This window comes from Bacillus sp. XT-2, from assembly GCF_025696525.1.
GTDB lineage: Bacteria > Bacillota > Bacilli > Bacillales > Bacillaceae > Bacillus > Bacillus halotolerans.
Genome location: NZ_JAHVOC010000004.1, coordinates 37,662 through 64,347, shown reverse-complemented (window position 1 = coordinate 64,347; position 26,686 = coordinate 37,662). Strand labels below are relative to the sequence as shown.

The following is a 26,686-nucleotide window of genomic DNA, read 5'->3' as shown; positions in this document are numbered from 1 at the left end:
TTATGAAAAGAAAGGGTTAAAGGACGTCAAGTTCATTGAGAATGCTGTTTAGCACCTGAAGCAAAATTTGTACAAAGGTTATTATTTCGTCGGCAGATAAAGTAATTTTGATGTTTCGGCTGTTGATAATTTTAATGATGGTTCTTTTTTTGATTTGGGAGTTATCGAGGATGAGTATTTCGCTTGCGACTGCGTCAGCTAAGTTCTCGTCGGCGATGACGAGCTGTGTTGCCAGGATAATCATTGTTGTGACCAAGGCTTGTATAGAAAGGGCAGCTGTTATATGTGACGTATCTATTGTGATATTTTCGCAATCAATGACTTCGATCTGCTGCTCGAATTCGCTAGATAATTGCTCAAATATTTCAGGATGCAGGGATTCAACTTTTTCTTCAAATGACATAACCTTCACTCCTTTCTTATCCATACTGTATATAATGCAGAAGAGGTGCAGAGCGGAATAAGAAAAATAACCAATTTTCAACAGGACAAGATACAAATTCATGAAAGCTAGGGTTTCTGCATATATGTGAAGGGGATGATGAAAGGAGTGAACCAGTGGTTATCAATTGGCTGTCTCTTTTCCTTCTTTCGCTTGCGGTCTTCCGGCTCGCGCGTCTTTTCGTGTTTGATACGATTATGGCGCCGCTTCGCAGCCTTTTTCATGAAGAGAAGGAGGAAAAGGATGCGGACGGGAACATTGAAACGTATATTGTCATAAAGGGAACGGGTGTGAGGGCGTTTATCGGTGAATTGCTGAGCTGCTATTGGTGCACAGGCGTGTGGTGCGCCGGCTTTTTGATTTTATGCCAGGCCTTTATTCCAGAGGCGGCCCAGTGGCTGGTTTTGCTGCTGGCGATCGCAGGGCTGGCCGGTATTATTGAAACCCTTGTATCAAAATGGCTGCAGGAATGAGGCATTCCCATCAGCAACTTTCCGTCAGTAATCGCATAAAATAGCATATATGACATAAGGAAAGGAAGGGATCAAAGTGAATCAATTTAACAAACCTTCCCAAAAAACTCCATATACAGATTCATCGTATCAAACAAAAAAGATCAAAAAGAAAGGCTGCGGGTGCGGCAATAAAAAGAAAAAACCTCAATAGCCTGACACTGACAAGAGACCGGAGATGTCCGGTTTTTTGTTTTTTTAACAATGTTGATTCGCTCAGCATATGTCATGAGAGGGAGGGGATCTCATGAACGAGTTTGAAAAATTCATAGAGGGCAGGTATGGACCGCACGATCAAAAGCAAAACAAACATGACAAGACGATCAAACATATTGAAAAGGAACTGGCTTTATTTGACGAAGCCGGCCTGTCGTTTGAACAAGAAATTGAAGAATTGGCTGAAAAGACGGAAGACTTACTGAAAAAACGGCAGGCTCAGCATGATCCATCATAAATCCGCAAACGCCCTATGCGTATATCCAAGCCGATCATGATGTCTCACATAGTGTATAGAGAGTAAAGGAGGTGCTTAGTTATGGGATTTGGTTACGGAGGCTGCTGCTACGGCGGCGGTTATGCTGGAGGATATTCAGGCGGCGGTTACGGTTCAACATTCGTTCTTGTGGTCGTACTGTTCATTCTTCTCATCATCGTAGGTGCATCTTTTTTTAACTACTAAGAAATGAATGAAGGAGGAAGTGCGGATGATTTCCGTGCTTCTTCCTACTTTATGTACCCTTTGCTGCTTTTTAAATCAGTAACTTATTTTTGATTGCGAATCATCACATTATGCGTAAAGCGTTCATACAATACTGTATTACTCCGCCAAAAGGAGGCGTATCATGGATAATCAATTTTTTAAGAACATTGAAAAGAAAACAGGCGTGAACATGCAGGATGTCATGAATCTTGCAGGATCACTCCAAAACGCCAATTTTAAAGATGAAAACACAGTCCGCAGCGTCATTAAACGCGTGGCGCAGCTGGCAAACAGACGCGTGCCGAAAGAACTGGAAGATAAGATTGTCCAGTCCATTACAAGCGGAAAAGAAAAGCTTGATTTTGGAACGATTTCTAAAATGCTGGATAATAAATAAGCGGATGGCCTGGGCAGCGGGCCTTTTTTACAGTGAAAAACCCGGCAGTATCACTGCCGGGCTGTTTATTTGGGCAAAGGCTGTCTCGTTTGCTGCAAAAGAGGATACAAAAACCTTGAACGGTGGGCGGTTTTGCCGCGCCTGTTTGCGGGACAAGACAAATATAAATGCTGTTTGGCCCGTGTCATTGCAACGTACAGAAGGCGTCTTTCTTCTTCAAGCGGAGCTTCGTCTCCCTTTCTCGCTGTTTCTAGTGAGAAATCATGCGGGATGGAGCCGTCTACCGTGCCTAATACATAGACGGTTTGGAATTCGAGGCCCTTTGACCGGTGAATGGTCATCAGCTGCACGCCGTTTTCATCCGTTTTGTTTTTTTCAGCAGCCCGCATGTGATCAACATGGGCGAGAAAGTCAGGGATGGTTTTGAATTTTTTGGCGACAACCTTGACGTCACGCAGGTCATCAGAGCCTTTTTCCAGCTTATTTCCTTCGTTGCCCCGTTTTTTTAAGTATTCGGAGAAGCCCATTTTTCCTTCGGCAAAGGTAATGGCTTCCACCGGCTTCATGGTGCGGATGCTTGCAAAAAAGGGCACGATTTTTTTGATTTTATCCAGCTGGAACGGCTTCAGATCCGGCAGTTTGGCCAGCGCCTTGATCATGGAGCAATCCTCGGTAATCGATAGCGCCTTCAGCGTGTTTAAAGCAGACTGCTTTAGAAATAAGGCAGGCAGCAAGTGTTTAATCGCTTCAGCATCATCCTCGTTTTGGCTTGCGTACAAGTATGCGAGTATCTGGCGGACGATCCTTCTGCTGTAAAAGGACTGGACGCCGCGATCTGCGGTATACGGAATTGATGATTGATGAAGCCTTTCATAAATGGCGCGGCCGGCGCTGTTTGTCCGGTAGAGAACCGCAAAATCTTCAGGTTTTGCGCCGTTTTGAATTTTTTCTTTCATATCGGAAACCACCATTGTCGCTTCTTCTTCTTCGTCATAAGGATAAAACAGCACAGGGACCTGCGCGTCGTCACGTGCGGCTTCCAGCATCTTGGCATACCTGTTTTTGTTCTTTTTCACGACAATATCAGCACAGGAAACGATCGGATGTGTTGAACGGTAGTTCGCTGTTAAATAGATTGTTTTGGCACCGGGATAATCCTTTTGAAAATCCAGAATAAAAGAAGGGCTGCTGCCGCGAAACGCATAGATTGACTGATCATCGTCACCGACACAGCACAGGTTTTGTTCCGGACTCGCCAGCATTTGCATGATTTTATATTGAACCGGATTAATGTCCTGAAACTCATCGATTAAAATATACGTAAACCTAGATTGATATTGCTCCAGAAGGTCAGGCCGTTCTATAAACAGTTCATAGCAGGCTGACGCCATATCATCAAAATCAAATTGGCGGTGTTCTTTTTTCTGGCGCTCATAATATTCGTATAGGCGGTAGACTTGTTTTTCCCACTCATCCTTTAAAGGAATATGTTCATTCGGCAAATAAGTGTTTTTCCAGAAGCCGATTTGCTGCAAAGCCTGATCGACAGGGAACTCTTTCTCATCTACGCCTTCTTCATAGAGTGCTTTTTTCATATATTGTTCCTTTTGCCACTCCATTTTAAGCAAATGTTCGCCATTCCATTTGGCAGAATCATAGTGATATAGGATTTTATAAAACAAGCTGTGGAATGTTCCGGTGACAAGTCTTCTGACTTTTGACGGCTGTAATCCGTACTGCTTCGCCATGCGATCTTTCATTTCCGCGACGGCTTTTGTTGTAAAGGTGACAAGCAGCATATGTTCCGGCGGTATGTCTAAGTGTTCGATCATGTGGGCAGCGCGCGCGGTCAGCACACGTGTTTTTCCGCTTCCTGCACCGGCAAGCACCAATAAAGGGCCTTCCGTTTCCGTGACAGCTTTCAGCTGATCTGTGTTTAAGCCGACAGTCGGAAAAAGGCTCATATCAGGTGTTTCCGGTCTTTTTATAAAAGGTGTACCAGGTTTAATATGTCTTGGAGTCTGCCATTCCGTGACACCGGGTGCCGGATCAGCTGATATCGCTTTTCCTTTAGGCAAACGAAAGACGCCGGATTCCTGAAAGTCTTCTTTTCTCTCTTCTTTCGCCGGTTTCGGTTCGCAGGCTTCCTCACACGCCGGGAAATCACCAGGCTGCCGGTGAATAAATGCAGGCGGTTCAGCGATGTTGAGCCTTAACAAAACAGGCTTTCCGCAATGAGAACAAAATAAATTCCCTTTTATTCCTTCTTCATAGAGGAATTGATAATGTTCTCTCGAATATGTATGTAAATGTATTGTTCGATCATTCAGTCGGGCGCATTTCAAAAAGGGGTCCTCCCAATAAAAAGGTGTTCATTACAGACAAAGACTATCATATCAAAAGAAACGTGTTTCAAAAAGTAAGTTTAAGGGAAAAGAACAGCAGAAGGGTGGGGATCGTATGATATATGCAGGTCAAATTCAGAACCAGCAATACGCTCAATATGCCAATCGCACAATAGGCCATAAACAGGATTATGCCGGAACAGAGAAGATCAGCTATGTCCCATTTCAGCGGGTATACAAGGAACTTGAAAAGCAGCAGGAGAATCTAACGGCTGCTGAAAGGAAAGTAAACGAGGCAAAACGTAAGCGCTCTCTTTATAAAAGATTTCGAGAAAAAGGGATAGGCACATCTATTAATCGATATGTATAAAAAACCGTTCACATGAGAGAGCGGTTTTTTATATGCGAAAAAATCCGGATCTCAGAAGACCCGGATGGTGTTTAATCCTTAATCATTTGCAAATGGGGAATGCCGGCATCGAGAAATTCCTCTTCAGACAGCACCCGATATCCATGTTTTTTGTAAAATGGCACTGCTTGTGTCTGCGCATTTAACATAAAACCTGAAGCACCGCCGTCTGCTGCCGCTTTTTCCAGCGCTTTCATAATGATGCCGCCGACACCGGCTGAGCGGTGGCTTTTTAAGACACAAATTCGCTCTAATTTGCCGTATCCGTTTTTTAGCCGCCATCTTCCGGCGCCGACCGGCTGATCTCCGTCATATACCACAATATGCTCTGATTCGTTTTCTAGCTCATCAATTTCTTCTTCAGCTGGTACGTTTTGTTCTTTGACAAAGACTTCTTTTCTTACATAAAATGCATCTTTCATTTGTTCTTCATTTTTTGCGATAACTGCTTCCAATCGTTTATTCTCCTCCGCCTAACAGGAACGTTTCATATACCGTCCACGAACCGTTTTCCAATTGATACAGCAGATGAAAACGGTCAACAATTTCTTCATGAGATACTTCCTGCATTTTTAACTGCCCTAATACATCCGAATGCTCATCGTCGGAAAGGTTTTGGCCGACCGTCACATGCGGAACAAAATTGTATTCCTGATTACCGGCTAATACACCGGTGTAAAGTTTTTCATTCAGTGTTTTTAATTCTTCCGTCGGTTCTGCTTTAATGTAAATGACATTATTGACAGGCGCAAAAGAACTGTATTTGGTCATTTTGAGAACAATTGGATGAGATTCTTTAGCGATTTCTCTCAATTGTGATACCAATTCACCGGCTTCCTCTTCTGTAAATTCAAATGAAGATCTCAGCGTCAAATGAGGCGGGATCAGGGAATAGCTCGGATCATAGCGCTTTCTGTAAGAGTTCGCGAGATCTTGCAGTTTTTTTGATGGAAATAAAACAATTCCGTATTTCATAGTATGTCCCTCCTGAAAATAAAGTATGTTAGAGCATTTTTTTCAGAGCCGGCGTAATGAGCGGCTGCCAGTATGTCCACTTGTGGTCTCCGTCAAATGGCTCAAAATAATAATCGGAAAGCTTTTCCTCCAAAAGCTTTTTCAGCTCCTGATTCGGTTCTGTGAAGTCCAAAATATTGCCGTCTGTCGTATGGACGTCTGTTTCTTTTGTTCCGATTTGGTGATAAAGAGAGAGGTGTTTAATGTCGTCTGACTGTTTCACGGCTTTTAATACATGTTGATCTACATAGGGAGACTGCATGATGATGTTACCAAACATATTCGGATAATCAAGCGCTGTCATAAGAGAAACGGTCGCTCCGAGAGAATCACCGATCAGTGTCCGCCCGTAGCCGACTTGGTACGTCGGAAATTCATGGTCCGCAAAAGGAACTAGCTCGTGGGCAATAAATCGTTTATATGCCGAAAACTTAGAACCTTCCGGATGATAGGTTTTTCTGCGTTCTTTTACATCCTTGTAAGGAACACCGATAATAATGCATCGGTCTATTTCTCTTTTGGACAGCAATTCCTCCACTTGTCTGCCGATTCTCCCCAGCCTGAAATAATCGTGGCCGTCCTGCGCGATAATAAGATGATATTTATAAAGAGGGGAGTAGTTTGACGGCAGATAAACGAGTACTGTCATTTCCTCGTTAAGCTCTTTTGAAAAGAGCTTCTTTTCTTGAACTGTGCCGTTTTTCGGTGCCATAATACATTCCTCCAGGACATCACTAGACTTTCTTGCGTTTGAAATTATTGTACCATGAATTATTAGAAATTTCTCTCTTTAAACAGTTCGGTGCCCGAAGAAAAAAGTATTGAAATAAACTGCAAATTGCGCTAATATAAAACAATCAGAAAATTGAAATCGATATTTCTTATCGTGAGAGGTGGAGGGACTGGCCCTTAGAAACCTCAGCAACCGGCTTGTTTTGCATACGTGCAAAGCGCCAAGGTGCTAAATCCAGCAAGCGTACTATGCTTGGAAGATAAGAAGAAGCGTTAAACCCCTTCTTCTTATGAAGAAGGGGTTTTTATTTTGAAAAGGGAAGGTGTCAGCTATATGTCACAGCACGTTGAAACGAAATTAGCCCAAATCGGAAACCGAAGCGACGAAGTAACGGGAACAGTGAGTCCCCCTATTTATTTATCAACAGCATACCGCCACAGAGGGATCGGCGAATCGACCGGATTTGATTATGTTCGGACAAAAAACCCGACACGCCAGCTTGTTGAGGACGCGATTGCCAGTTTAGAAAACGGAGCGAGAGGGCTTGCCTTCAGTTCGGGAATGGCAGCGATTCAAACGATTATGGCGCTGTTTAAAAGCGGGGATGAACTGATCGTTTCATCGGATTTGTATGGGGGCACGTACCGTCTGTTTGAAAATGAATGGAAAAAATACGGCTTGACCTTTTATTATGATGATTTCAGCGATGAGGACTGTTTACGCTCCAAGATTACACCAAAAACAAAAGCGGTGTTTGTGGAAACACCGACAAATCCGCTGATGCAGGAGGCGGACATTGAAAAGATCGCCCGGATCTCAAAAGAGCACGGTCTTCTGGTGATTGTTGATAACACATTTTATACACCGGTTTTGCAGCGTCCGCTTGAGCTCGGAGCCGACATTGTCATTCACAGCGCAACCAAATATTTAGGCGGCCATAATGATTTGCTCGCAGGCCTTGTTGTTGTAAAGGATGAACAGCTTGGAGAAGAAATGTTTCAGCATCAAAACGCCATCGGCGCTGTCCTGCCTCCGTTTGACTCATGGCTTTTGATGAGAGGAATGAAGACGCTCAGTCTCAGAATGCGCCAGCATCAGGAGAACGCGCAAGAGCTTGCGGCCTTTTTAGAAGAGCAAGAAGAAATCAAGGATGTGCTTTACCCGGGAAAAGGAGGCATGCTGTCCTTCCGTCTGCAAAAAGAAGAATGGGTCAACCCGTTTTTAAAAGCACTGAAGACCATTTGTTTTGCTGAAAGCCTCGGCGGGGTGGAGAGTTTTATTACATACCCTGCCACACAGACGCACATGGATATTCCTGAAGAAATCCGTATCGCAAACGGTGTCTGCAATCGTCTGCTGCGTTTTTCAGTCGGAATTGAACATGCGGAAGATTTAAAAGAGGACCTAAAACAGGCGTTATGTCAGGTCAAAGAGGGAGCTGTTTCATTTGAGTAATCACAATTGGACGCTGGAAACCCAGCTCGTGCACAATCCATTTAAAACAGACGGTGCAACCGGGGCGGTCAGTGTACCGATCCAGCACGCATCGACCTTCCATCAATCTTCATTTGAAGAATTTGGCGCATATGATTACAGCCGCTCAGGCACGCCGACAAGAACAGCTCTCGAAGAAACAATTGCCGCACTGGAAGGCGGAACGAGAGGGTTTGCTTTCAGTTCAGGCATGGCTGCGATCTCAACAGCATTTTTACTTCTCTCACAGGGCGATCACGTTCTTGTGACAGAAGATGTATACGGCGGAACCTTCCGCATGGTGACAGAGGTTTTGACCCGTTTTGGCATTGAGCACACGTTTGTTGATATGACGGATATCAACGAAGTGGCGCGGAATATCCAGCCAAACACAAAGGTCATTTATATGGAGACACCGTCAAATCCGACACTTGGAATTACTGATATTAAAGCGGTTGTCCAGCTTGCAAAAGAAAACAGCTGTCTGACCTTTCTGGATAATACATTCATGACACCGGCACTGCAGCGTCCGCTTGATCTCGGCGTGGATATTGTGCTTCACAGCGCAACAAAATTCCTGAGCGGACACAGCGATGTGCTGTCAGGACTGGCTGCTGTCAAGGATGAAGAGCTTGGGAAGCAGCTGTATAAGCTGCAAAACTCGTTCGGCGCCGTCCTTGGCGTGCAAGATTGCTGGCTCGTGCTGCGCGGCTTAAAAACATTGCAGGTCCGTTTAGAAAAAGCGAGCCAAACAGCGCAGCGGCTTGCGGAATTTTTCCAGAAGCATCCGGCGGTGAAACGCGTGTATTATCCGGGGCTGTCTGATCATCCGGGGGCCCAAACCCATAAAAGTCAGTCGGTGGGAGCGGGTGCTGTGCTTTCTTTTGAGCTTGAAAGCAAAAAGGCCGTTAAGAAATTAGTAGAGAATGTATCACTTCCGGTCTTTGCTGTGAGCCTTGGCGCCGTGGAATCGATTTTGTCCTATCCGGCAACGATGTCTCACGCGGCAATGCCTAAGGAAGAGCGTGAAAAACGCGGCATCACAGACGGCCTGCTCCGTCTAAGTGTGGGAGTCGAACATGCAGATGATTTAGAACGTGATTTCGAACAAGCGCTGAAAGAAATTGCGCCCGTAGCTGCGCGTTAAAAAAGAAGCCGGGCGATATCCCGGCTTCTTTTTTATTTTTCATCATCAGGATTCAGAATCGCCAGTACTTGATGATCCTCCCATTTTCCATTGATTTTCACGTTTTTTCGGGCAATACCCTCTTTATGAAATCCCGCTTTTTCTAATACGCGCATGGACCCCAGATTGCGAGGCATGACACCGGCTTCAATGCGATGCAGTTTCAAATCGTGAAACGCATAATCAACAATCAGTCTGACCGCCTCTGTCATAAGGCCCTTTCCGTTATGGGCTTTATCTAAAAAGTATCCAATAAACGCGCATTGCAGCGCTCCGCCGATGATTTGGAAAAGGGAAACCGTCCCGATTAATGTATGGTCTTTATTTGTGAAGATGCCGAAGTGATACTCTTGGTCATTTACCAACCTTTGCTGATATTGTTCGATCCTTTTTCTCTGCCCTTCAATCGTATAGTAATCGTCTGCGCGAATCATGGAGAACTGTTCAAAAAATGCCCGGTTTTCGCTTTGCAGCCGAAGATTCTCTTCAGCATCTTCTGTTTCTAAAGGTCTTATATAAATGGTATGTCCTTTTAACATACAGTGATCTCTCCGTTTCTCTTACATAGTATTCTGAGGAAAGTGTGAAAATCCTTTTTATAAAAAGGAAGAAAACCAATTTCCCATAAAGGTGCCAACATAATTGCCGATCAAGTAGCCGAGTGTGCCGACCAGCATAATCGGTGCAACAAGCTCCCGCCATCCTTTGGCAATCGCCATCGCAGCTGCTGTCGTAGGGCCGCCGACTGTGGCGTTTACGGCAAGCAGAATTTCCTCAAGGCGCACGCGGAACAATTTACCGACAGCTAAGGAAACCGCTAAATTGCTGATGGCGATGATAAAGACAAATAAGAGAATAAGAGGCGCATTTGTGATGATTAACCGGAGATCTGCAGGAATGCCAATCACCACAAAAAACAAATAAATCAAGTAGGTGCCAAGCTCCTGAGATCCATTGAGCCTTTCAAAAAAACGAGGGAACAGAAAGATGATAAGAACGGATAAAGACGTAAGCACAAGGTACTGATCGCCAAGCGTCCCGGTCAAAAGGGGGTGAGAGAACGTAATTTTGAAATAGCCGGAAACCTTACCGCTTACCGCAACAAGAGCAAAAGCAGCTCCAGCGTTAAAGGCAATGTCCTTTAATGAAATGTCTTTCCGCTTCCAATAGCTTTCCGCGCTGTTACCACTGTTTCCTTCCGCTTTTGCCTGATCTTCAAACGGCATCGCATAATGCCGGCGAAACCATTTGAGTGCGGGAATGCTGATTAAAATAAAAAACAACAGCGCCATCATAAAGTTATCTGCCACAACCGTTGCCGACACATATTCGCCCGGTGTCTCAAATTTCGCAGCCATCGCCGCAAAATTAATCCCGCCGCCAATATAGGAGGCACTGATCATCCCGCCGATCTTATCTAGATAGGGAATATGCTGTTTTAATAGAAAAAAAGCGATGATGCTGCCAACCACTGTCCCTAAGGAACTTATAAGAAAAATAAACAGCAAGCGCCTGCTTTCCTTAAAAATCTGCCGCACATTGATCTGAAACAGCAAAAGAGGAATCGCAAGCGGCACCACATATGACCATACGGTATCGTATACAGGGGATTCAACAGGAAGCACTCCTATATTTGTAAACACCATTGCACCTGCCAGCGCGATAATAGCGCCAGACACAGCGGAAGCCCACTTAAACCGCTGCTCCAGCCCGATGCTCACTGCCGCCCACACCGCAATAAATCCCCATAATACCCATACATCATCAGAAGAAATCAAAGAATGCAAAACCCCATCACCCCTATTGTTAGAAAATTAAGACATATTATAATAGCCGATGAACATAACAGCAAGTCCGAAAAAAGTTTTTCTGAAAAAGCAGTTGACGAATAGAAGGGAAGGTTATATAATAGGACTTGTCAGAAAGACAACAACATACCCAGCAACACATACATATCATGATTCCGTAGCTCAGCTGGGAGAGCGCTACCTTGACAGGGTAGAGGTCGCTGGTTCGAGCCCAGTCGGAATCATACACGGCGGTTAGAGGCGTTATATCAACGTTTCTAGCCGTTTTTTATTGCGTTGACTTAGTCGATGACTTAGGCGTATTAAGGCGCAGGGTAGCGGTGGACCGTTACCGTGTTTGAACGTTTCTTATTCTATAAACCGGAATAGGAGGCGTTCTTTTTTATGGATAATATTCGGAAAGGGAAACCGATTAAACGAACACGCAGGCGTAAAATTCGTGATCTCGGTGACTTAGACGGATTATTTCAGACGTTCATCACGATAAAGACGGCCGAAGGGAAAGCAAAAGGAACGTTACAACAATATCGTGATAATTATAAATCTTTCACTACGTTTCTTGATGAATTTGGTATACCTCGTTCTCCTACGGTTATTGATCGAGATGCAATACGACACTATATAAACTATATGCGCAATGATTGGGTGCAATTTAAGGGGAACGTTTATATATCGGATGAGGAGAAGAAGCGAGGTCTATCAGATAGCACGATAAATACGCGCTTAAAAACACTTCGAGTGATGTATAACACCCTGGAAAACGAAGGACTTATTGACAATAATATAATGGACGGAGTTAAGAACGTAAAAGAAATAGAGGAGCCTATTATTATTTTACAACCAGATGAGCTGCAACGTCTTTTAAAAGCGCCTGATAAGAAAAACTTTGCAGATTTTCGTGATTATGTATTGATGAACGTATTGTTAGACGGAATGATGCGAATTGGTGAAATAACACATGTTGAAAAGCGGGATTTTGATTTTAAATCTCATATATTAACGATTCGATCATCTATTGCGAAAAATCGAAAGACACGATATATACCTTTACTACCTACTACATGTCGGCTAGTTCAAGAGTTAATCGCTGAAAATGAATTAGATTTTAAAAGTGATTATGTTTTTCTGACTAACTACGGAGCTCGTCTTGACAGAAATCATTTTAGAAAGAGATTAGTTGATTTTGCGGCAAAAGCTAACGTGAAAAAGAAGGTGCATCCGCATTTATTTAGACATACTGCTGCGACGATGTTTTTGGAGAATGGAGGAGATAGCCGAATGCTTCAAAAGCTACTCGGTCATTTAGATTTGCGAATGATTCAGAGATATACACACGTGGCTGATAAATCGGTAGCGAAGGCGCATGCCAAACATACAGTGATGAATTACATTATCAAAGCTCAAGCAATGCCGCGAAAAATAAAAAGATCCTAAAAACAAAAAAAGAACGCCATCCAGCGGAAATAAATCCGATAGATAGAACGTCCTGACCTACGTTTATTATATCGAAAAAAAGCGTAATTGTCTACGTTTATTTAAGTGCGCCTAATTTTCCGACGGACCGGTGTCTCTTATCGAGGAGAGAAACCGAATGTACACGAAAGAAGCCTCTAAAATGGCGTCATTCCGTTCAGTGGACGAGCTTAATGGCGCCATCCGTACGCACATATACCGTAATAAATCCGATCTAACGCCTGCCGCAATCGAGGTTCTGAAGGTGTTGTCTCGTCATGCCGTAAAAACGCCGGGCGTGGCGTATCTGAAGCTCGCAACTATTGCGGAACTAATCGGCAAGCACCGCGTAACCGTGATTCGGACCGTTAAGCGTTTAGTCGATCTCGGCATTATTCGCAAAGAAATAAAGTATCGGCCAGTATCCGGCGGCAATGGCGCCAATATATACGTTATCCTGCCGGCGAGCGATGTTACTCCGTCCGTGTTACCCCGCCAAGCTGCCGAAAAGCCAACGGAGACAAAGGCGGAAACGCCGAAACGGAAAGACGAAGCTGTTATTTCTCAAAGCAAATTAAAGTTACTACGTAATACGTATGCTGCGTTTAAATTGGCGGTCAATACGTTTGTTAGTGATCGTAAATTAACGAGCAAGCTCTACGGCATTTATCTCGCGCATACGTCGTATTTAAAAGGCGTTTATGCTGCCGATACACTTCAAGAGATCGGACTAGAGGCCGTACGGCAAACATTTATTGCAACTAAACGGAAAGCAATACGTAATTTGGCCGGTTATTATAACGGCGTACTGGACCGGATGCTGGATCGTCTATTTGAGGAAAGGTTCGACCAAATTAATATGTAACCATATAGTACTTAAAAGGTTGCGGAAGACCTCTATGCGCAGAGAGCGATATATTTAAATGATCAGGTAGAATTATTTTATTTAAGAAGTATCCAAGTGTGTTGTCCCTCTCTATAAATGATGCTAAATATACCTCTTTTATAATGTTTTATCCATTATTTTAAATCTAGCCCTAAATTCCTGTTTTTCAAGAAGGTTTCTAGTGTGTAATGTAGAAGTATATTAAGTCGTATTTTATAGGAAATGAGGGTGGAAAATGGGTTTTCCAGCGGAGGTATTGCGCGTTCTTATTGCATCACCTTCAGATGTGCAGGATGAGCGTGATGAAATAGAAAGGGCAATTCATAATTGGAATAGGCAGTTTGCAGAAGAGACGGGGGTTATTTTGCTTCCTAGTAGATGGGAAAAAGATGTAGCTCCAGCATATAGTGCAGAAGAAGCTCAGAAAATTATAAACGAACAGCTAGTAAATAAGTGTGACATACTAATAGGTGTTTTTTGGACTAGATTGGGTTCGCCAACTACTAGTTTCTCATCTGGCACGTTAGAAGAAATAAATATTTTTATAGAAAATAAAAAAGAAATTATGCTTTATTTTTTAGATAGAAACATTCCTTTTGATACAAATTATCAAGAAGTTAATAAAGTGAAGGAGTACAAAAAAAGTTATACTGGACTATATTCAACTTATAATATAAGTAAAATAACTGAAGATCTATATAAAAAAGTTCAAATTTATAGAAATAAAAATAAAAAAGATGAAAAAAATCAAAATACAGATACGGTAAGTTACAATCAAGGGAAAACTTTAGACGAATTAATAATCTCAGATCGGTTATCTGAAAATGAACTACTACTGCTTGCATATATAATAGAAACTGCAAACCGCAGCTTTGGTTCAAGATGGATGGCAGATGGGACAATGAAAGAGATTCAAAGATGGCATTCGGGTCGAGGCATTTTAAGTGAATTGCATTCTTATTACGAAGCTGTAATAGATAATTTCGTAGATAGAGGATTGCTGGAACCAAAAGAATTTACGAGTCACGGAAATGTCAGGTTATATATGATGCCTATAAATATATACGATGAACTTTGCGATTTGTCTAATGAAGCTAAGCAGAAAATAGTTTCTGTGGTAAATAATTGTACGCATGACTTACCATTCTAATATAATTGCAATTTCTCTATACCAGCAAAAAATATAAAAAATTATAGGGAGAAAAATAATGAAGATACTAGAACAACTAGCTAAATTGCGTGAAGAAATTAATAAGGAATCCAATAAAACAGGGATTATTATTACAACGGCTACAATTCAGGATCGTGACATAAATGGAGGTCTTGATTGGTTCGAAGAACGAAAAGAGATATTATTTAAGGACAACCAATGGGTTAAAAGGCATGTTGAGGAGGAGTCGCTTGTACAACAAGGACTGCCGGGAACTAAAACAGAAGTTACTTCTTCGTATACTCTAACAGACGAAGAAGTTGAGGAGTATTTTAATGGCGCCCGAAGTTCTGTAAAAGAGGTAACTCAATTAATAAGTTTCTTTGAAAAGTACGATATCAAATAGAACACCGTAAATTACCAACGCCATATCACTTCGTTCTAGCGGACTATTACTATATCATTAAAGTAATACGAAGCTGAAACGAGGTGATTTTTTGTTTATTTCGCCAATGTTATTAGAGTCCGCAAAAGCCCCGTTCGACTCTGACGACTATATTACGGAAACCAAGTTCGACGGCATCCGTCTGATCGCGTCCAAAACTAACGGACAAATACGCCTCTACACGCGCCACAACAACGAAGTCACCGCTAAATTCCCCGAACTCCTAACGCTACAGATACCGGAAGGCACCGTTTTAGACGGCGAACTGATCGTGCCAGGACCGACCGGCGCCGGCGATTTCGAAGCGATGATGGAACGGTTCCAGTCGCGCAAAAGTTTTCACGCAATAGTATTCTGCGTGTTTGATCTATTACGGTTGGATGGCGCCGCGGTTACGTCTAAGCCGTTGTATGAAAGAAAGGCGCTACTGGCCGGCCTCGCGATCGATCATCCAAACGTTAAGATCATCGAAGGCATACGAGGACACGCCGCCGACTACTTCGAGTTGGTGCGACAGAATCGCATCGAGGGCATCGTTATGAAGCGCGCAGATTCGTCTTATGCGGAAAGTAAACGGTCCGACCGTTGGCTGAAGATCGTAAACTACGAATATACGGACGTATGGATTACGGGATATCGTAAAGAAGACAATGCGCTGGTGCTTGCGTATGAGGACGGTTCCTACGCGGGAATTATGGAGTTTATGCCGCAGGCTGAACGGCGGAGATTTCATTCGCTGCGTAAGGACGTAGAAGAAACGGATAAATACGAGAATATAGAGCCGCTGAAGTGCCGCGTTAAGCATCGGTTTAGGACGAAGAACGGTATGTTGCGGATACCTTCGTTTGATGCGTGGCTACATTCCTTTTAAAATTTTGCACTTAAATATATTATTTATTAGTCGATGATATATTTGAGGTGATATAGATGATGGTCTTAAAAAGTTCATCTACCGCTGTTAATATATTAGGTATGATACTAGGCGTATTGTGCTGGAGCTCTTTCTTATTTTTTGACATAGAAATCGGAATTGCACGTCAGATTAATTCGCCATTGCTTTGGGTTTACTGTTTTAGTAACTTTGTACTTTTTTTAGGGCTACAACCGTTACTTACTATAGTTCATGAAAAAGCTCATGCGTGGGCGGCTTCTCATTTCTCATTTAAAACTAAAATTAGTTATATCAACAAGAATAAAAATGGACGCAAAACTTTTAAGCCGTGCTGTATGTTTGAGAATAGTGACGAAATAGGTAAGAGTGCTTTTATTGTCATTGCACTAGCTCCAGCAATTGTACTTACTTTGATTTTTTTACCTTTTTTACTTTTCAGTAAGATATATTTACTGCGCTATCCAGAATTATTTTGCTTCGGAATTCCACTTTACCTTCTAAAATTGAAGGGGTGTTTTGGAGATTTAAGTCTCATACTCGGTGCAAGTAAGCAGCCAAAAGGAACAACATTTCAACAATTATGTATAGGAGATTTTAAAGTAATAAAGAAATAAAGACGCCTTTAAGAGCGTCTATTTTGTTGTCTATTATAATCATTTATGTCAAAAAATGCTTTGACTTTATGAAATGAAGATGCCGATTTACTCAGTGTCTTGTATTCCTACAATCTCGTTCATCACTTTATTATATTGCGAAGACCCTTTACGTAAATTTATGATTGTCGAGCCGTTAAGGACCAGCCGAATACCTCCTTGCCGCTTATCATACCAGACACGTGCACTATCGAGGTCGACGGATACAGATTTCTCATTATCGATGCGTTCCATCAAATTACCCGCCTTTCCTCCCGTATTATACCAAAATATTCTGCATGTTTGTGAAAAAAGACGCCGATTTATTCAGCGTCCTCTTCCGCGGCTTCTTCTATTTCGAATAGTTCCTCGACCTCTACTTCGAGCGCCTTCGCAATTGAAAAAATGTGCCAATTTTCGTGGCGACTGTTCTTATCGAATCGCGATATTGAACCTTGCGGCACACCCGATGCTTCCGAAAGCCTTACCTGCGTCCATCCCTTCGCCTTCATGACGGCGTTTAGGCGCGGCGTAGCGATTAATTTCATTTCGATCACCTCTGTGACGAACTTGTCTATAGTCAACTGCTGGTTATCATTGATAATTAAAGTGGCTTTTTATCTCGTTTTAAAGCTATTAACGAAAGTTTCTCCGTCGTTCTCCGCATTAACAATAAGCTTGGCACTTTCACTGATACGCTGAGCAAGTGCTTTTTGCGCTTTTCCCTCGAAACTGTATAAAAGGGCTGAATAAACATCGTTTAATTCTTCCTGCAACGAATTCATTTCAAACTTTGGTTTAAGGTTTTTTCGAACCGTCTCAAGCTTAGTATTTGCCACTTGCGTCATACCTGCTTTTAACATTTGGCGCTGCATCTGTTTACGCATTGGATCATCTTTATGTTCTAAAAGGTTATCTAACGTCGGCATTGCTTTGTCACTCCTATAATCTTAGCCAATTGGCAAGCATTTGATCTTTTTCCTCAAAGTCGTCGGCGATTTTATTTAAGAAGCCGCCTATTTCCTCAAGGTCTGTAATTGCTGCCTGTAGTGAATCTATGAATGATTGTTCAGCCTGTGTGTCGTAAAATAACGGTCCTTTATCGTAAGATTGGGCTATATCCTCTAACGTATTTTTTACATCCTGCGCGTTCAGTTGATCGTAGAATCCATGCCCAACTTGACCGTAAAATTCAGTTTTTAGTTCAGCTATTTTTTCATCGTGCTCTTGATAAGCATTTTGCGCTTCTTTTTTCATCGTTCTCAGATCCTCGACCATCGCGTCAACTTTTTCGGCAAGTTTTTTCGCACTTTTGGGCGTTACTTTAATGGCATCCCCGCCGCCGATCGCGCCGGCCGGAAGCATTGCGTTTAGGTTTTTATCGTACACAAGCTCATCGCCGTTTACGTTCGTGATATTTCCGTTTTCATCAAACGTAAAGTTGGCTTCATTTAAACCGTGCGTATCAGGATTTCGAAGAATAACAGTATCTATAAAGTAGGCGAGGTTCTTTTCAATTTGGTCACCCCATCGTCCACTCAGTCTCTGTTTTCGATTGAATTGCGAAAGGGCAGGGTTTTTTGTGTAAATTGTGGTCCCGTTGTGGCGATCATACTCGTTCCAATATCCAGCTCCGACCATATCATCCGGGTTGATAATAGACCTCACGTAAGGATTGTACAAACCATCGTTTATTTCTTCTTGCTTATTATCAGTATGTAGTTTGACGACAGAAGGGCTGTTAAACGCGACCCCATAAATATCATTGTTTACCGCACTGTATTCAGCCTCTGCGCCTCCGAGTGAATGACCAGTTGTTGAAACAATCGTCGATGTTCCGTTATACTTTCTTTTAACTTCTTTAACGAGCTGGTCTGCTTGGTCGATTTGTGATGTTTTCGTAATGAGTTTATAGTTTCCGGTTGTAAGCATCGCGTCTTGAGAAGGTGTGCCGTTATATTTTCCGAGTGTTTTAGACGTATCCTTCGCGTCCTTTTCAACGATATAATGAGCTTCTTTTTTGGGGTCGCTTCCAAAAACAATGTTGCCGCCGTCAGCTTTTGCGCCATCATTGATCGGGTCTTTTCCGAGATCCGTTCCTGCAAATGATACAACAACATTTTCTGGATTTCTTGATTTAACCCATTTGCCGTTTTTTGTTTTTTCTCCTTGTGATAGTACAACCGCGTCCAATCCGGTATCTTCGTCAGTTTTTATTTTCTCAACATACCAAGGAATGTTTCTATCAGCTATAATAGGTTGATTGTTTTTTAGGCTTTCTTTAAGTTTATTATAATTGTATGCGTACCGACTAAGTATGTAATAAGTTTCATCAGATACTTCAGGTACTTTTATGTTCTTGGTCATACAAAACTCCTCACATATAATGTAAAATGAATTATTGAAAGGGTGATTCTATGAAAAAATACATTTTTATCCTTATAATTATTATTATAGCAGTTGGGGGTTTTATAATGAAGAATATTAATGATAAAAATGAACAGGCAGAAGAGGTAAAGGTTGCTCAAGAACGAATGGAGAAATTTATCAAAGCGAATTATGAAGGAATACATAACGTTACATTTAAAGATAAATACGAAATAGATCCAATGGGTGGAATAGAGGTATTTGGCTATTACAACGATGATACATCGAATAAATTTGACGGTATTTATGATAAGGCAAATGACAAGATTATGGGGCACACTATAGATGCTGTGAGAAAGAAAGAATGTAGAGATAAAGACTGCGATTATTAATAAGACGCCACGATGGCGTCTTTATTTTTGTGTTATACCTTCAATTGCCTCGGATATCGTGGACCATTTTTCTAAACCGCGAGCTACATGCGTACCTTTGCCTGCTATTGTCGCGTATGCTTCATATGTATTATTGGCTTCAAAAACTCTAACCGATAGATCCCTCTCCTTAAAGAGTAGCCATTCTTGTTTTTCTCCTTCAAATAACATTTTATGATCAATCCTCAATATCCAAGTTGTAAAGAATAATGTCGTCTATAGTGTATGTCTTAGTTGGTGAGAGATTATTTAATACATATAGGATTTTCTCGATTGTTTCGAGTTCTATCCGTTTGGTTTTCCCCTCGCAAAGATCCCCGATGGTTGCCGGCCTTACTTTTGCCTCAACAGCAAGTTTGTTTTTAGTAATTCCTAGCTCGTCCAGTATATCGTTCAACTTAAATTCAAAAGGCATTTTCTCTAGTCCTCCGTAATTTTATTTTAACCATATTATACAAGTAAAACGACAGCAGTAAAATGTTTTTAAAAAAAACCCAAGAAAACCTCTTGACGTTTTACTCCTGGAGTAATATCATTAACTCAACAAGTGTTACTACAGAAGTAAAAAAAGGCGAAAGCATCGACATTCAGATCAGAAGCGAAAATTTTGCAGTCTATTAACCCTAAGTTACATATCGCAACTTTTGCTTCTTAATACAGTGTTGCGTCTTTACGAAAAATTGAAGGAGGTAATTTTAAAATGAACGTTTACTATAAAAAAACTGTTGTTGGTTGGTGGAATATTTATCCTGCAGGCTCAGACGCGCAGTTCGTAAATCTTTCGCCGGAGGAATTTTTTACGCTCTTGCCTCAGGTATCCCGAAAAGCATTTGCTGGTTGCGCAGAAATCAAGCCCAAAGCAGCGCAAGAATTATTCAGTGAGGAGGTGCGGTCGGCATGACGATAAAATTTAGTCCGAAGAAAGTGAAACTTCACTGGCACGGAGTCGCTTTTGATACGGGGCTGGCGATACACGAGGTATCTGACGCCTGGTTAATGAGTCCCGACATCATCGGAAAATATATGGGAGACGATGAGCTCGCATTTTATGAAGTTGACCGACTGAAGAGGAAGCCTAACGGTTTTCACTTGTACGAGGCTAAACATCCACGTTTTTTCATGATAGGAACGTCGAAAGTAGGCACGGATCTTTCCAAAATCGATCTTCCTGAACTCGCAAATATGTCATTTATGGATTTCATTCGGATTGGTTTCTCACTAGAAAGGGAGGGTTCACGATGAATAAATACAGTGTTTCTAAATCAGCAGTGAAAACGGCGACAGCTCGTCTCGGTCTTACAAAAACGCAAGCACAGAACATATTGCCGAAATATGCTCAAGGCGCCGTGTTCGTTTGGTCTCTCGATTCAACTAGCGGCAGCCAAGCCGTTTACGACAACTACAAAGAAAAAGTCCGCCTTGTAATTGCGGAAAATGGTACCGTATTGGACGTTTTTCCAGCAGACTATACGTTACAATCAGCGCGAAACTTGTCAGAAGAGGTTCGCCAATCACTCAAGGAGACGACGAGAAAGACGCTAATAACGAAAAGAGACGAGACCCATCGAAAATGGTGTGAGGTAGAGATCAATTTTCACGCAAATAGTCACGAGATCGCTAAGGTGCGGCTTGCAATGATCGACGCAAATTTTGAGGAGCAGGCGGAACTAAGTAAGCGCTTGGTGGATCTTTGCGCTGAGAACAAGCGGCTGCATATCGAACGATCTGAATTGCGAAAAGAGAGAACCGAGTTAGAACGCGCACTTGTACCTTACATTTGAGAATCGAGGCGAAAACAGTGTATAAAGCAGGCGAAACCGTGCGATATTTGGGCGTTAAAACAGGCGATCTGACGTGGCTTTCGGCGGAAGCTTTGACCGGTAAGATAATCGGCCGGCAACGCGAAGAACGGAGTTATAAGATCGAGGGGCAGTCGGGTACTATACATGACGTTCCGGAAAAGTTAATTGATGGAGGTTCCGAAGTTAAAGCCGGTTAAACGCCGGCTTAATTTTTTTGTCCATTTTCAGAAGAATATACGCATCAATAAGTGATCGAAGAAAATTTTTAAAATCTAGGATGCAAATTCGAGCGCAGCGATGGGGTTTTACTTGTGAAGGGAGAAAACTTAACGAAAAGGTCGTGCCAATTGGGAAGTTTATACGCAGTTAATAATGAAAGTAGAAATTTGTGCGGTATTAATTTGGCGTGCATATTATCGGTTGTAAAAAGTTTTACTTAGAATGTCGCAAAATCGAATATATCGATGGGGTTTTACAGGTGAAGGGGGTAAAAAGTTTCAGCGGAAAGTGTCCGTTTTGAAAAGTAACTTCGCAGTTATTAATGACGGCAGAAAAAACTTTAATTCGATGTCGCAAAATCAAAGGTAGCCTACCCGTTATATAAGTGTAGGGCGCGAAGTTCTAAAACGAAAGGGCGTCCATTTTCAAAAGTATATACGCAACTTATAATGACGGAAGAAAATTCGCTGAATTGTGCGGTTTAGAAAAGTCGCGGGTATTATCTAGTGGATAAAGATTCATTTAAATGTCGCAAAAGTGATATCTCACTACCCATTATAAGGATAGAGGGAGTTATTAAATTTTTGTAGACTTCTGTCACAAGACAGAACATTAAGGGAGGTTTTGACCATCGTCACGAACGAGTTATTCGAATTAATAAGAAGGCATCAAAATATGACACAGGAGGAATTTGCGAACTTATTAGGGATAAGCAGAAAGACAGTCAGTGCGATTGAACGTAACAAGCGTCCAGTATCAAAAAGAACAGAACACAAACTAATTCAAAAAGTTCCTATTTCAGATAGCCTTCTAAACTACAAAATGAGGCATGACAGTCTAAAAGAATTTATAAAAACGGAGGTAAGTCAATGAGTACGAAATTTGAATACTGTCATTTTTGCAAAAAGAAACACTCTCTTCGAAGTATTGCAGATAACAAAGGAAATGAGGTGGCGTTATATTGTGCTAACAAAAAGTTGGTTGCCAAATCAGACAAAGCGTTGTGGGACGGCGAGGACTTATATGGGAAACTTCGCGAGTATGTAAGAAGAACCGCAGACATAAGTAGTCTCAGTCGTATTAGGCCTGATAAAATCGAAGGTTTGGCGAAAAAGTTTGCGTACACTTACTGTAAATTGCCTTATGCGAAAGAAAAACGTTTGGATTACGCATTTACTCAATACCATATGCAAACGATTATTGTCCGGTTGAGGTCAGTACTGAGGGCTAAAGGGTGGGGAAAGAGTTTTTGATGTCGCCTGAGAAAAAAGCTAATAAGATCCAATAATATCTTAACATGAAAATAGGAGGGAACGCAATGGGTTCAGCGACAAACAGACCGGACCAACAACGCAAATACGAAGCGGACTATAAACTAAATGATTCCGAAGGTATACGCTCTCTATTGCGTGATTACCACAAGCTCTGCCATAGCCGAATAAATGGCGACTACGCGGCTTCGGATATCCTCCTAGACTTAGAGGATGCGATAGACGCTGCGATGCTCACAGCGCTTCAAAAACGAGCTTTAACGTTAATCTATATCGAGGATCTTACACAAAGGGAAGCCGCCGCCGAAATGGGTATCGAGAGAAGCGTTGTATCAAAACACGTAACTGCTGCCGTAGATAAAATCGCAGAAATTTACGCATATTGGGCGGATAGAGGCGAAGGCTACTGCGTTAATTGAATCAAACCGGGAGTGTATCTGCCGCACTCGACGATTTAAACTATAAAACTCAAAAACAGGGGGAATTTTTAATGAAAAAGTTTACTGAAATCGAACGCAATCTTATTACTGTTATCTTAGACGGACGCCGCAATGATTATAAAAAGGAGCATGATTTCGAGAAAGTATTCGGTAAACACGCAACTATCGATCTTACGGAGGGACGTACCTTTTTACTGGATGATGCACTGTTTGGCGTAGATGGGCCTCCGGCAATCATTTACGACCTCTTATACGAAGTGGAATGCGATAATGTTAGCTTCGAAGTTATGATTGACGCGCTAGAAGCCGCAGTAAATGGCGATTGGGAGAACGTTCCGAGTGTCGAAGAAGCGATCGAGTTGACCGGCCACGAGCAATATAAAGCCAGCGAGAGGAAGTTGCTTTTACGCGAATTCTTTGAGTCTGTTCGTAAGCTACATGCGAAGTCCAAAGAAAACGGCGAAAACCTAGAGACGGAGTTAAAGTTGGTCGAAGAAGTGGCTCTTTCCGGCCTCGGTGTTGAGCACGATAGCATTGCGGCTACTATAGACGATTTTGTCTCCGGAGCCACGACGTTAGAGGAAATGGTCGATAGTACGTACGAATTGAGCGACTGGAATAAGCCGATTGACTTCGATAGCTACTTGGTATCAGTTCTTGAAGCGATTAAGATACTGCTCGTAAAAAGCGAAGGAAACCACATCGAATTATTGTTCGACGTACAAGAGATCGAAGCACTAGCGCTATATCTCGTCAACATAAGCGCAGCATCACATGATCGCCTGGACGGGAAGATTACCGAGTATTACGAAAGAGAAATGCCGTTAAATGAGCTAATCAATTCAATTAAGGGGGAAGCGTAATATGAAGACATACAAGATCGTTTATAAACCGACGATAAAGCCGTTATTTAAGCTCGCCGACCCTTACGATATCTATGCGTTCCCAATGCCCGAATTTACCGGGTATGGAACGGTTACAGGCGAACGGGAAGAAACGGTTACAGCGCCCAATAAGCAGATCGCAAAATCAATGCTCGCCTGCAGTATCATGTCGGAGCATCTAGGCGCCGGCTACGATAGCACGCCGATCATTGTTCAAGCGCTACAGAATATCGTATCAATCGAGGAGGTGCGCGAATGAATAACGTATTAGCGTTTGGTGGTGGAGGCGAACAGGAACAGCGCAAGCCAATGCCGAACGACAAAGCCGCGCTCTTAGATAATCCGCAGGGCTTCGAGGTTTACAACCGCGAGCTCATGCGGAAAGTCTTTCCGCGCTTGATTAACGAAGCTTATGACGTAGCTTATGCCGATTACAAACGTAAGCCGGAGATACGCGATGTGGTGGCGTTTTACTTTCTGCTGCAGTCGTATATTGACGGTAATTATAAACGAGAAGACGGCAGTCTTAACGATAGGTTTGGCGCGTGCTTCTTAAGCTACGATAGCATAACAGGAATGCTCCGAGTAAATCCGCATCGCATTAACTTATTGGCCGCGATCCTGGAGACTAACGGAATAATTCAGACGGCTGGCCATTACGAAGGGACAAAGCGCTTTAAGTGGTACTTCCCGTCGTACTGTCCGCGAGTGACGGACGATGGATATATCGTCGATGAATATGGCGAGAAGATAATGCCTGACTTCAGCGTGTACATGCCGAAGGGGCGCAAACGTTGATATGACGCTTCATGTCCGCAGGAGACATTAACGGTAATGACCTCAGGAGACATCACGGGTAATGTCCGCAGGAGACAGTGTAAAAAGAGAAAGACGTAAAAGAGAAATACGTAAAAGAGAAACAAATAATAGCGAGCCAAATGCTTACGCCTTTGACATCGCAGATATTAGTTATAAAGGATATATAAGTAGTTAAGTACCTTATCGCGATAAAGAACTTAATATATAAATATCTGCGTTCACGAAGGAGCGAAAGCTACGGAGTGGGCGCTATTCTTTTATATTAAGAACTAATATGTTATAAATGCACAATATACACGAATAGTTATCTATGTATTATGAGAGGCTATATGCACACAATGTGTCGATATGCTGTCTTACGTTATGAGAACCGACATGCACATTATCGGGCTTTAGCTGTCTATACGTTATGAAGAAGGCTATCGTAAAGAAGGGCTGCCACTCACGGAAATAATACCGAGGCATCAGCCGCAAATACTGGCGCCTTTCTTTATGGTTAGGCTGCGCGATATTACGCGATATACCTAACGTGTTGCATACGAATAGGTGACGCTATTTATATATGTAGGAACTCGGTACAACCTAAGCGAGATTGGTAACGAAGTGTAACCGAATATCGAGCGCGGGCCGGGCGCGGACGAACCCTTCCGAAACTCACGGGGTTAGTCCGGTTGCCTACCGATATATGCAATACCCTATACATCATAGGCGGCATACGGCATAGCCAGCACCCGTTGATCTAGCGCGGTTTCTCGAATGTATAAATAACATACGATTGATTGCGTTGTGTTAACGATGAGGAACGCCGGTATACCAACGATCGTCACTCAATTCGAATGTAACTCAATTTACTTCTGTTAAATTCGTTATTCAATAATACGAATAAAGTATTCACTCGAAAAAATCCGAATTTGAAAAAGGACGAGCCCCCAGGCCGCCCCAAAAAGCCCTGGAAATCAGGCGAATAAAACTGCCGCACAATTTTTCGAACTCGGGGCGTCAACTATATGTAGGGCGTGGCGATTTTACTACGAAATCCGGGCTGAGGATATTCGGTAGTGTAAACGTTAGAAACGCTAATTTCGTATAATTTTGAAGAGATGTTAGCTATTCCTCATAAAACGTTCGACAAATTCCGCAAATACTACCATCTTTTTCTTGTTTATATAATAATAGAGGTGAAAGGTGGGGGTGTTTTGAGGAATTATGGACCGAGCAGTATCGGAATAAGGTTACCGGAAACTTTGTATCACGGCACAACAAGTAATCATGTCAAATCCATAAAAGAAAGTATAAATTTGAACGCTTGCAACGAAAAAGCAGATTTCGGAAAAGGTTTTTATTTAACAACCAATGCAATTCAAGCAGCTAAATGGGCTTTGCGTAAAGAAAGTGTACATAACTACCGAGAAGGCTTGCATCAAGATCCCGATAATACTCCGAATTTTGTAAAAGGTGTTGTTATTGAGTATAACGTAAACCATCAGATTCTGGATGATTTAAAGCAGAAAAACTTCACCCATCAAGACGTTGAATGGGCTGACTTTATTTATTTCAACCGGACCAGTCTTTCTAAGGCTGAGGTTTATTCCAACCGGCTCGATCTTTCCATAACGAAGGATTTGGGGAAATTTAGTGGGGTTGGAATGATACGTATTATCAATGATATAATTGACGATAATAATGAAGCAGAGTACGATATTATAAAAGGGCCTTTAGGAGATGGGAAATCCATCTTTAAGGCGACACACATACGAGATAATACACCAAAATCAGATTCAATGTCTTATTTAGAGGGTATTAAAAGTAAGAGCCCCGAATTCTCATCATATGATCAAGTTACACTGCATACATCCAAAGCATTAAGGCTCATAGAATACCGAAAGGTGGTGGTAGCTAGTGAATTACTCAGATCAGGAATGGAAAGCCATATTCACTCAAAAGGTGATTGAAGAATTATGCAATTTACATCAAATC

At 42.3% G+C, this 26,686-nt stretch carries 37 protein-coding genes, 1 tRNA gene and 1 riboswitch; of the genes, 26 read left to right on the top strand and 12 right to left on the bottom strand.

Features of this window, described 5'->3' with window-relative positions; genetic code table 11:
• Window positions 1-16: 16 nt before the first annotated feature.
• On the bottom strand, window positions 17-403 hold the full coding sequence (cotV, locus tag KXD37_RS12295; RefSeq protein WP_105953710.1) for a spore coat protein CotV: 387 nt from the start codon (window positions 401-403) through the stop codon (window positions 17-19).
• 155 nt (window positions 404-558) lie between these two features.
• Between cotV and KXD37_RS12290 the strand changes: the two genes are divergently transcribed.
• From KXD37_RS12290 to spoVIF, 4 genes are all read left to right on the top strand, one after another.
• Entirely contained in the window at window positions 559-915 is a 357-nt protein-coding gene (locus tag KXD37_RS12290; protein WP_010333781.1) for a DUF1360 domain-containing protein, read from the top strand.
• A 286-nt stretch (window positions 916-1,201) separates the two neighbouring features.
• Window positions 1,202-1,408 carry a hypothetical protein gene (locus tag KXD37_RS12285; RefSeq protein ID WP_059352740.1) on the top strand — a complete coding sequence of 69 codons (207 nt, stop codon included), beginning with the start codon at window positions 1,202-1,204 and terminating at the stop codon, window positions 1,406-1,408.
• Window positions 1,409-1,489: 81 nt separating this feature from the next.
• Window positions 1,490-1,633 carry a YjcZ family sporulation protein gene (locus KXD37_RS12280; RefSeq protein WP_106020534.1) on the top strand — a complete coding sequence of 48 codons (144 nt, stop codon included), beginning with the start codon at window positions 1,490-1,492 and terminating at the stop codon, window positions 1,631-1,633.
• Between the two features lie 163 nt (window positions 1,634-1,796).
• Entirely contained in the window at window positions 1,797-2,051 is a 255-nt protein-coding gene (gene spoVIF / locus KXD37_RS12275; protein ID WP_014113403.1) for a sporulation-specific transcription regulator SopVIF, read from the top strand.
• Window positions 2,052-2,116: 65 nt separating this feature from the next.
• Here spoVIF and KXD37_RS12270 read toward each other — a convergent pair whose 3' ends face one another.
• Complete coding sequence (locus tag KXD37_RS12270) at window positions 2,117-4,396, bottom strand: ATP-dependent helicase (protein WP_188323692.1); 2,280 nt, start codon at window positions 4,394-4,396, stop codon at window positions 2,117-2,119.
• 115 nt (window positions 4,397-4,511) lie between these two features.
• Here KXD37_RS12270 and KXD37_RS12265 point away from each other — a divergent pair, with 115 nt between their 5' ends.
• A complete protein-coding gene (locus tag KXD37_RS12265) occupies window positions 4,512-4,766 on the top strand; it encodes a hypothetical protein (RefSeq protein WP_095713603.1) in 255 nt (84 codons plus the stop codon).
• A gap of 71 nt (window positions 4,767-4,837) precedes the next feature.
• On the opposite strand, the gene KXD37_RS12260 is transcribed toward KXD37_RS12265, so the two are convergent.
• The 3 genes from KXD37_RS12260 to KXD37_RS12250 are packed head-to-tail and all read right to left on the bottom strand — an operon-like array spanning window position 4,838 to window position 6,531.
• On the bottom strand, window positions 4,838-5,260 hold the full coding sequence (locus KXD37_RS12260) for a GNAT family N-acetyltransferase (protein ID WP_010333787.1): 423 nt from the start codon (window positions 5,258-5,260) through the stop codon (window positions 4,838-4,840).
• Window positions 5,261-5,264: 4 nt separating this feature from the next.
• On the bottom strand, window positions 5,265-5,780 hold the full coding sequence (locus KXD37_RS12255) for a YjcG family protein (protein ID WP_010333788.1): 516 nt from the start codon (window positions 5,778-5,780) through the stop codon (window positions 5,265-5,267).
• Window positions 5,781-5,808: 28 nt separating this feature from the next.
• A complete protein-coding gene (locus tag KXD37_RS12250) occupies window positions 5,809-6,531 on the bottom strand; it encodes an esterase family protein (protein ID WP_095713602.1) in 723 nt (240 codons plus the stop codon).
• 166 nt (window positions 6,532-6,697) lie between these two features.
• Window positions 6,698-6,818: riboswitch (SAM riboswitch) on the top strand.
• Between the two features lie 67 nt (window positions 6,819-6,885).
• Between KXD37_RS12250 and metI the strand changes: the two genes are divergently transcribed.
• Window positions 6,886-8,007, top strand: coding sequence for a cystathionine gamma-synthase/O-acetylhomoserine thiolyase (gene metI, locus KXD37_RS12245; protein WP_254518295.1), 1,122 nt, complete (start codon window positions 6,886-6,888; stop codon window positions 8,005-8,007).
• The gene (metC, locus tag KXD37_RS12240; RefSeq protein ID WP_254518160.1) at window positions 8,000-9,172 is read left to right on the top strand and encodes a cystathionine beta-lyase; all 1,173 of its coding nucleotides are present in this window, start codon (window positions 8,000-8,002) and stop codon (window positions 9,170-9,172) included. Before metI ends, metC begins: the two co-directional genes overlap by 8 nt.
• A 32-nt stretch (window positions 9,173-9,204) precedes the next feature.
• Here metC and KXD37_RS12235 read toward each other — a convergent pair whose 3' ends face one another.
• Both KXD37_RS12235 and KXD37_RS12230 read right to left on the bottom strand, forming a co-directional pair.
• A complete protein-coding gene (locus KXD37_RS12235) occupies window positions 9,205-9,750 on the bottom strand; it encodes a GNAT family N-acetyltransferase (RefSeq protein ID WP_254518161.1) in 546 nt (181 codons plus the stop codon).
• A gap of 57 nt (window positions 9,751-9,807) precedes the next feature.
• Entirely contained in the window at window positions 9,808-10,998 is a 1,191-nt protein-coding gene (locus tag KXD37_RS12230) for a DUF819 family protein (RefSeq protein ID WP_254518162.1), read from the bottom strand.
• 172 nt (window positions 10,999-11,170) lie between these two features.
• Here KXD37_RS12230 and KXD37_RS12225 point away from each other — a divergent pair.
• The 7 genes from KXD37_RS12225 to KXD37_RS12195 all read left to right on the top strand — a co-directional run bounded on the left by KXD37_RS12225 (window position 11,171) and on the right by KXD37_RS12195 (window position 16,458).
• Window positions 11,171-11,243: transfer RNA gene (locus KXD37_RS12225), tRNA-Val, on the top strand.
• 160 nt (window positions 11,244-11,403) lie between these two features.
• Window positions 11,404-12,453, top strand: a complete 1,050-nt coding sequence (locus KXD37_RS12220; RefSeq protein WP_263463594.1) for a tyrosine-type recombinase/integrase — start codon at window positions 11,404-11,406, stop codon at window positions 12,451-12,453.
• 157 nt (window positions 12,454-12,610) lie between these two features.
• Entirely contained in the window at window positions 12,611-13,336 is a 726-nt protein-coding gene (locus KXD37_RS12215) for a helix-turn-helix domain-containing protein (protein WP_263463593.1), read from the top strand.
• 256 nt (window positions 13,337-13,592) lie between these two features.
• On the top strand, window positions 13,593-14,507 hold the full coding sequence (locus KXD37_RS12210; RefSeq protein WP_263463592.1) for a DUF4062 domain-containing protein: 915 nt from the start codon (window positions 13,593-13,595) through the stop codon (window positions 14,505-14,507).
• Window positions 14,508-14,565: 58 nt separating this feature from the next.
• The gene (locus KXD37_RS12205; protein WP_263463591.1) at window positions 14,566-14,913 is read left to right on the top strand and encodes a hypothetical protein; all 348 of its coding nucleotides are present in this window, start codon (window positions 14,566-14,568) and stop codon (window positions 14,911-14,913) included.
• 91 nt (window positions 14,914-15,004) lie between these two features.
• Entirely contained in the window at window positions 15,005-15,823 is an 819-nt protein-coding gene (locus KXD37_RS12200) for an RNA ligase family protein (protein WP_263463590.1), read from the top strand.
• A gap of 56 nt (window positions 15,824-15,879) precedes the next feature.
• Complete coding sequence (locus tag KXD37_RS12195) at window positions 15,880-16,458, top strand: DUF3267 domain-containing protein (protein ID WP_263463589.1); 579 nt, start codon at window positions 15,880-15,882, stop codon at window positions 16,456-16,458.
• A 341-nt stretch (window positions 16,459-16,799) separates the two neighbouring features.
• Here the strand turns inward: KXD37_RS12195 and KXD37_RS12190 are convergent, their stop codons facing one another.
• The 3 genes from KXD37_RS12190 to KXD37_RS12180 all read right to left on the bottom strand — a co-directional run bounded on the left by KXD37_RS12190 (window position 16,800) and on the right by KXD37_RS12180 (window position 18,843).
• Window positions 16,800-17,024, bottom strand: a complete 225-nt coding sequence (locus KXD37_RS12190; protein ID WP_263463588.1) for a helix-turn-helix domain-containing protein — start codon at window positions 17,022-17,024, stop codon at window positions 16,800-16,802.
• A gap of 69 nt (window positions 17,025-17,093) precedes the next feature.
• Window positions 17,094-17,405 carry a hypothetical protein gene (locus KXD37_RS12185; protein WP_263463587.1) on the bottom strand — a complete coding sequence of 104 codons (312 nt, stop codon included), beginning with the start codon at window positions 17,403-17,405 and terminating at the stop codon, window positions 17,094-17,096.
• A 13-nt stretch (window positions 17,406-17,418) separates the two neighbouring features.
• Window positions 17,419-18,843 (bottom strand): lipase, encoded by a 1,425-nt coding sequence (locus KXD37_RS12180; protein WP_263463586.1) that lies wholly within the window; start codon window positions 18,841-18,843, stop codon window positions 17,419-17,421.
• A gap of 50 nt (window positions 18,844-18,893) precedes the next feature.
• Between KXD37_RS12180 and KXD37_RS12175 the strand changes: the two genes are divergently transcribed.
• Entirely contained in the window at window positions 18,894-19,235 is a 342-nt protein-coding gene (locus KXD37_RS12175) for a DUF1433 domain-containing protein (RefSeq protein WP_263463585.1), read from the top strand.
• 21 nt (window positions 19,236-19,256) lie between these two features.
• Here the strand turns inward: KXD37_RS12175 and KXD37_RS12170 are convergent, their stop codons facing one another.
• Window positions 19,257-19,445 (bottom strand): hypothetical protein, encoded by a 189-nt coding sequence (locus KXD37_RS12170; RefSeq protein WP_172640631.1) that lies wholly within the window; start codon window positions 19,443-19,445, stop codon window positions 19,257-19,259.
• Between the two features lie 7 nt (window positions 19,446-19,452).
• The gene (locus tag KXD37_RS12165) at window positions 19,453-19,689 is read right to left on the bottom strand and encodes a helix-turn-helix domain-containing protein (RefSeq protein WP_024085142.1); all 237 of its coding nucleotides are present in this window, start codon (window positions 19,687-19,689) and stop codon (window positions 19,453-19,455) included.
• A 285-nt stretch (window positions 19,690-19,974) separates the two neighbouring features.
• Here KXD37_RS12165 and KXD37_RS12160 point away from each other — a divergent pair, with 285 nt between their 5' ends.
• The 11 genes from KXD37_RS12160 (at window position 19,975) to KXD37_RS12110 (ending at window position 26,661) form a co-directional block, all read left to right on the top strand.
• On the top strand, window positions 19,975-20,175 hold the full coding sequence (locus KXD37_RS12160; protein ID WP_263463584.1) for a hypothetical protein: 201 nt from the start codon (window positions 19,975-19,977) through the stop codon (window positions 20,173-20,175).
• A complete protein-coding gene (locus KXD37_RS12155; protein WP_263463583.1) occupies window positions 20,172-20,516 on the top strand; it encodes a hypothetical protein in 345 nt (114 codons plus the stop codon). Before KXD37_RS12160 ends, KXD37_RS12155 begins: the two co-directional genes overlap by 4 nt.
• On the top strand, window positions 20,513-21,055 hold the full coding sequence (locus tag KXD37_RS12150; protein ID WP_263463582.1) for a hypothetical protein: 543 nt from the start codon (window positions 20,513-20,515) through the stop codon (window positions 21,053-21,055). Before KXD37_RS12155 ends, KXD37_RS12150 begins: the two co-directional genes overlap by 4 nt.
• A gap of 864 nt (window positions 21,056-21,919) precedes the next feature.
• A complete protein-coding gene (locus KXD37_RS12145; RefSeq protein WP_263463581.1) occupies window positions 21,920-22,168 on the top strand; it encodes a helix-turn-helix domain-containing protein in 249 nt (82 codons plus the stop codon).
• Window positions 22,165-22,548, top strand: a complete 384-nt coding sequence (locus tag KXD37_RS12140; protein ID WP_263463580.1) for a hypothetical protein — start codon at window positions 22,165-22,167, stop codon at window positions 22,546-22,548. The genes KXD37_RS12145 and KXD37_RS12140 overlap by 4 nt, the downstream gene beginning before the upstream one ends.
• Before the next feature lie 65 nt (window positions 22,549-22,613).
• Window positions 22,614-22,985 carry a sigma factor-like helix-turn-helix DNA-binding protein gene (locus KXD37_RS12135; RefSeq protein WP_263463579.1) on the top strand — a complete coding sequence of 124 codons (372 nt, stop codon included), beginning with the start codon at window positions 22,614-22,616 and terminating at the stop codon, window positions 22,983-22,985.
• Between the two features lie 71 nt (window positions 22,986-23,056).
• The gene (locus KXD37_RS12130) at window positions 23,057-23,869 is read left to right on the top strand and encodes a hypothetical protein (protein ID WP_263463578.1); all 813 of its coding nucleotides are present in this window, start codon (window positions 23,057-23,059) and stop codon (window positions 23,867-23,869) included.
• A gap of 1 nt (window position 23,870) precedes the next feature.
• Complete coding sequence (locus tag KXD37_RS12125) at window positions 23,871-24,149, top strand: hypothetical protein (protein ID WP_263463577.1); 279 nt, start codon at window positions 23,871-23,873, stop codon at window positions 24,147-24,149.
• Window positions 24,146-24,688, top strand: coding sequence for a hypothetical protein (locus KXD37_RS12120; RefSeq protein ID WP_263463576.1), 543 nt, complete (start codon window positions 24,146-24,148; stop codon window positions 24,686-24,688). The genes KXD37_RS12125 and KXD37_RS12120 overlap by 4 nt, the downstream gene beginning before the upstream one ends.
• 61 nt (window positions 24,689-24,749) lie before the next feature.
• Window positions 24,750-24,884 carry a hypothetical protein gene (locus KXD37_RS12115; RefSeq protein ID WP_263463575.1) on the top strand — a complete coding sequence of 45 codons (135 nt, stop codon included), beginning with the start codon at window positions 24,750-24,752 and terminating at the stop codon, window positions 24,882-24,884.
• Window positions 24,885-25,905: 1,021 nt separating this feature from the next.
• Window positions 25,906-26,661: a DUF3990 domain-containing protein gene (locus tag KXD37_RS12110; protein ID WP_263463574.1), complete on the top strand. Its 756-nt coding sequence runs from the start codon at window positions 25,906-25,908 to the stop codon at window positions 26,659-26,661.
• The last annotated feature ends 25 nt before the right edge of the window (window positions 26,662-26,686 follow it).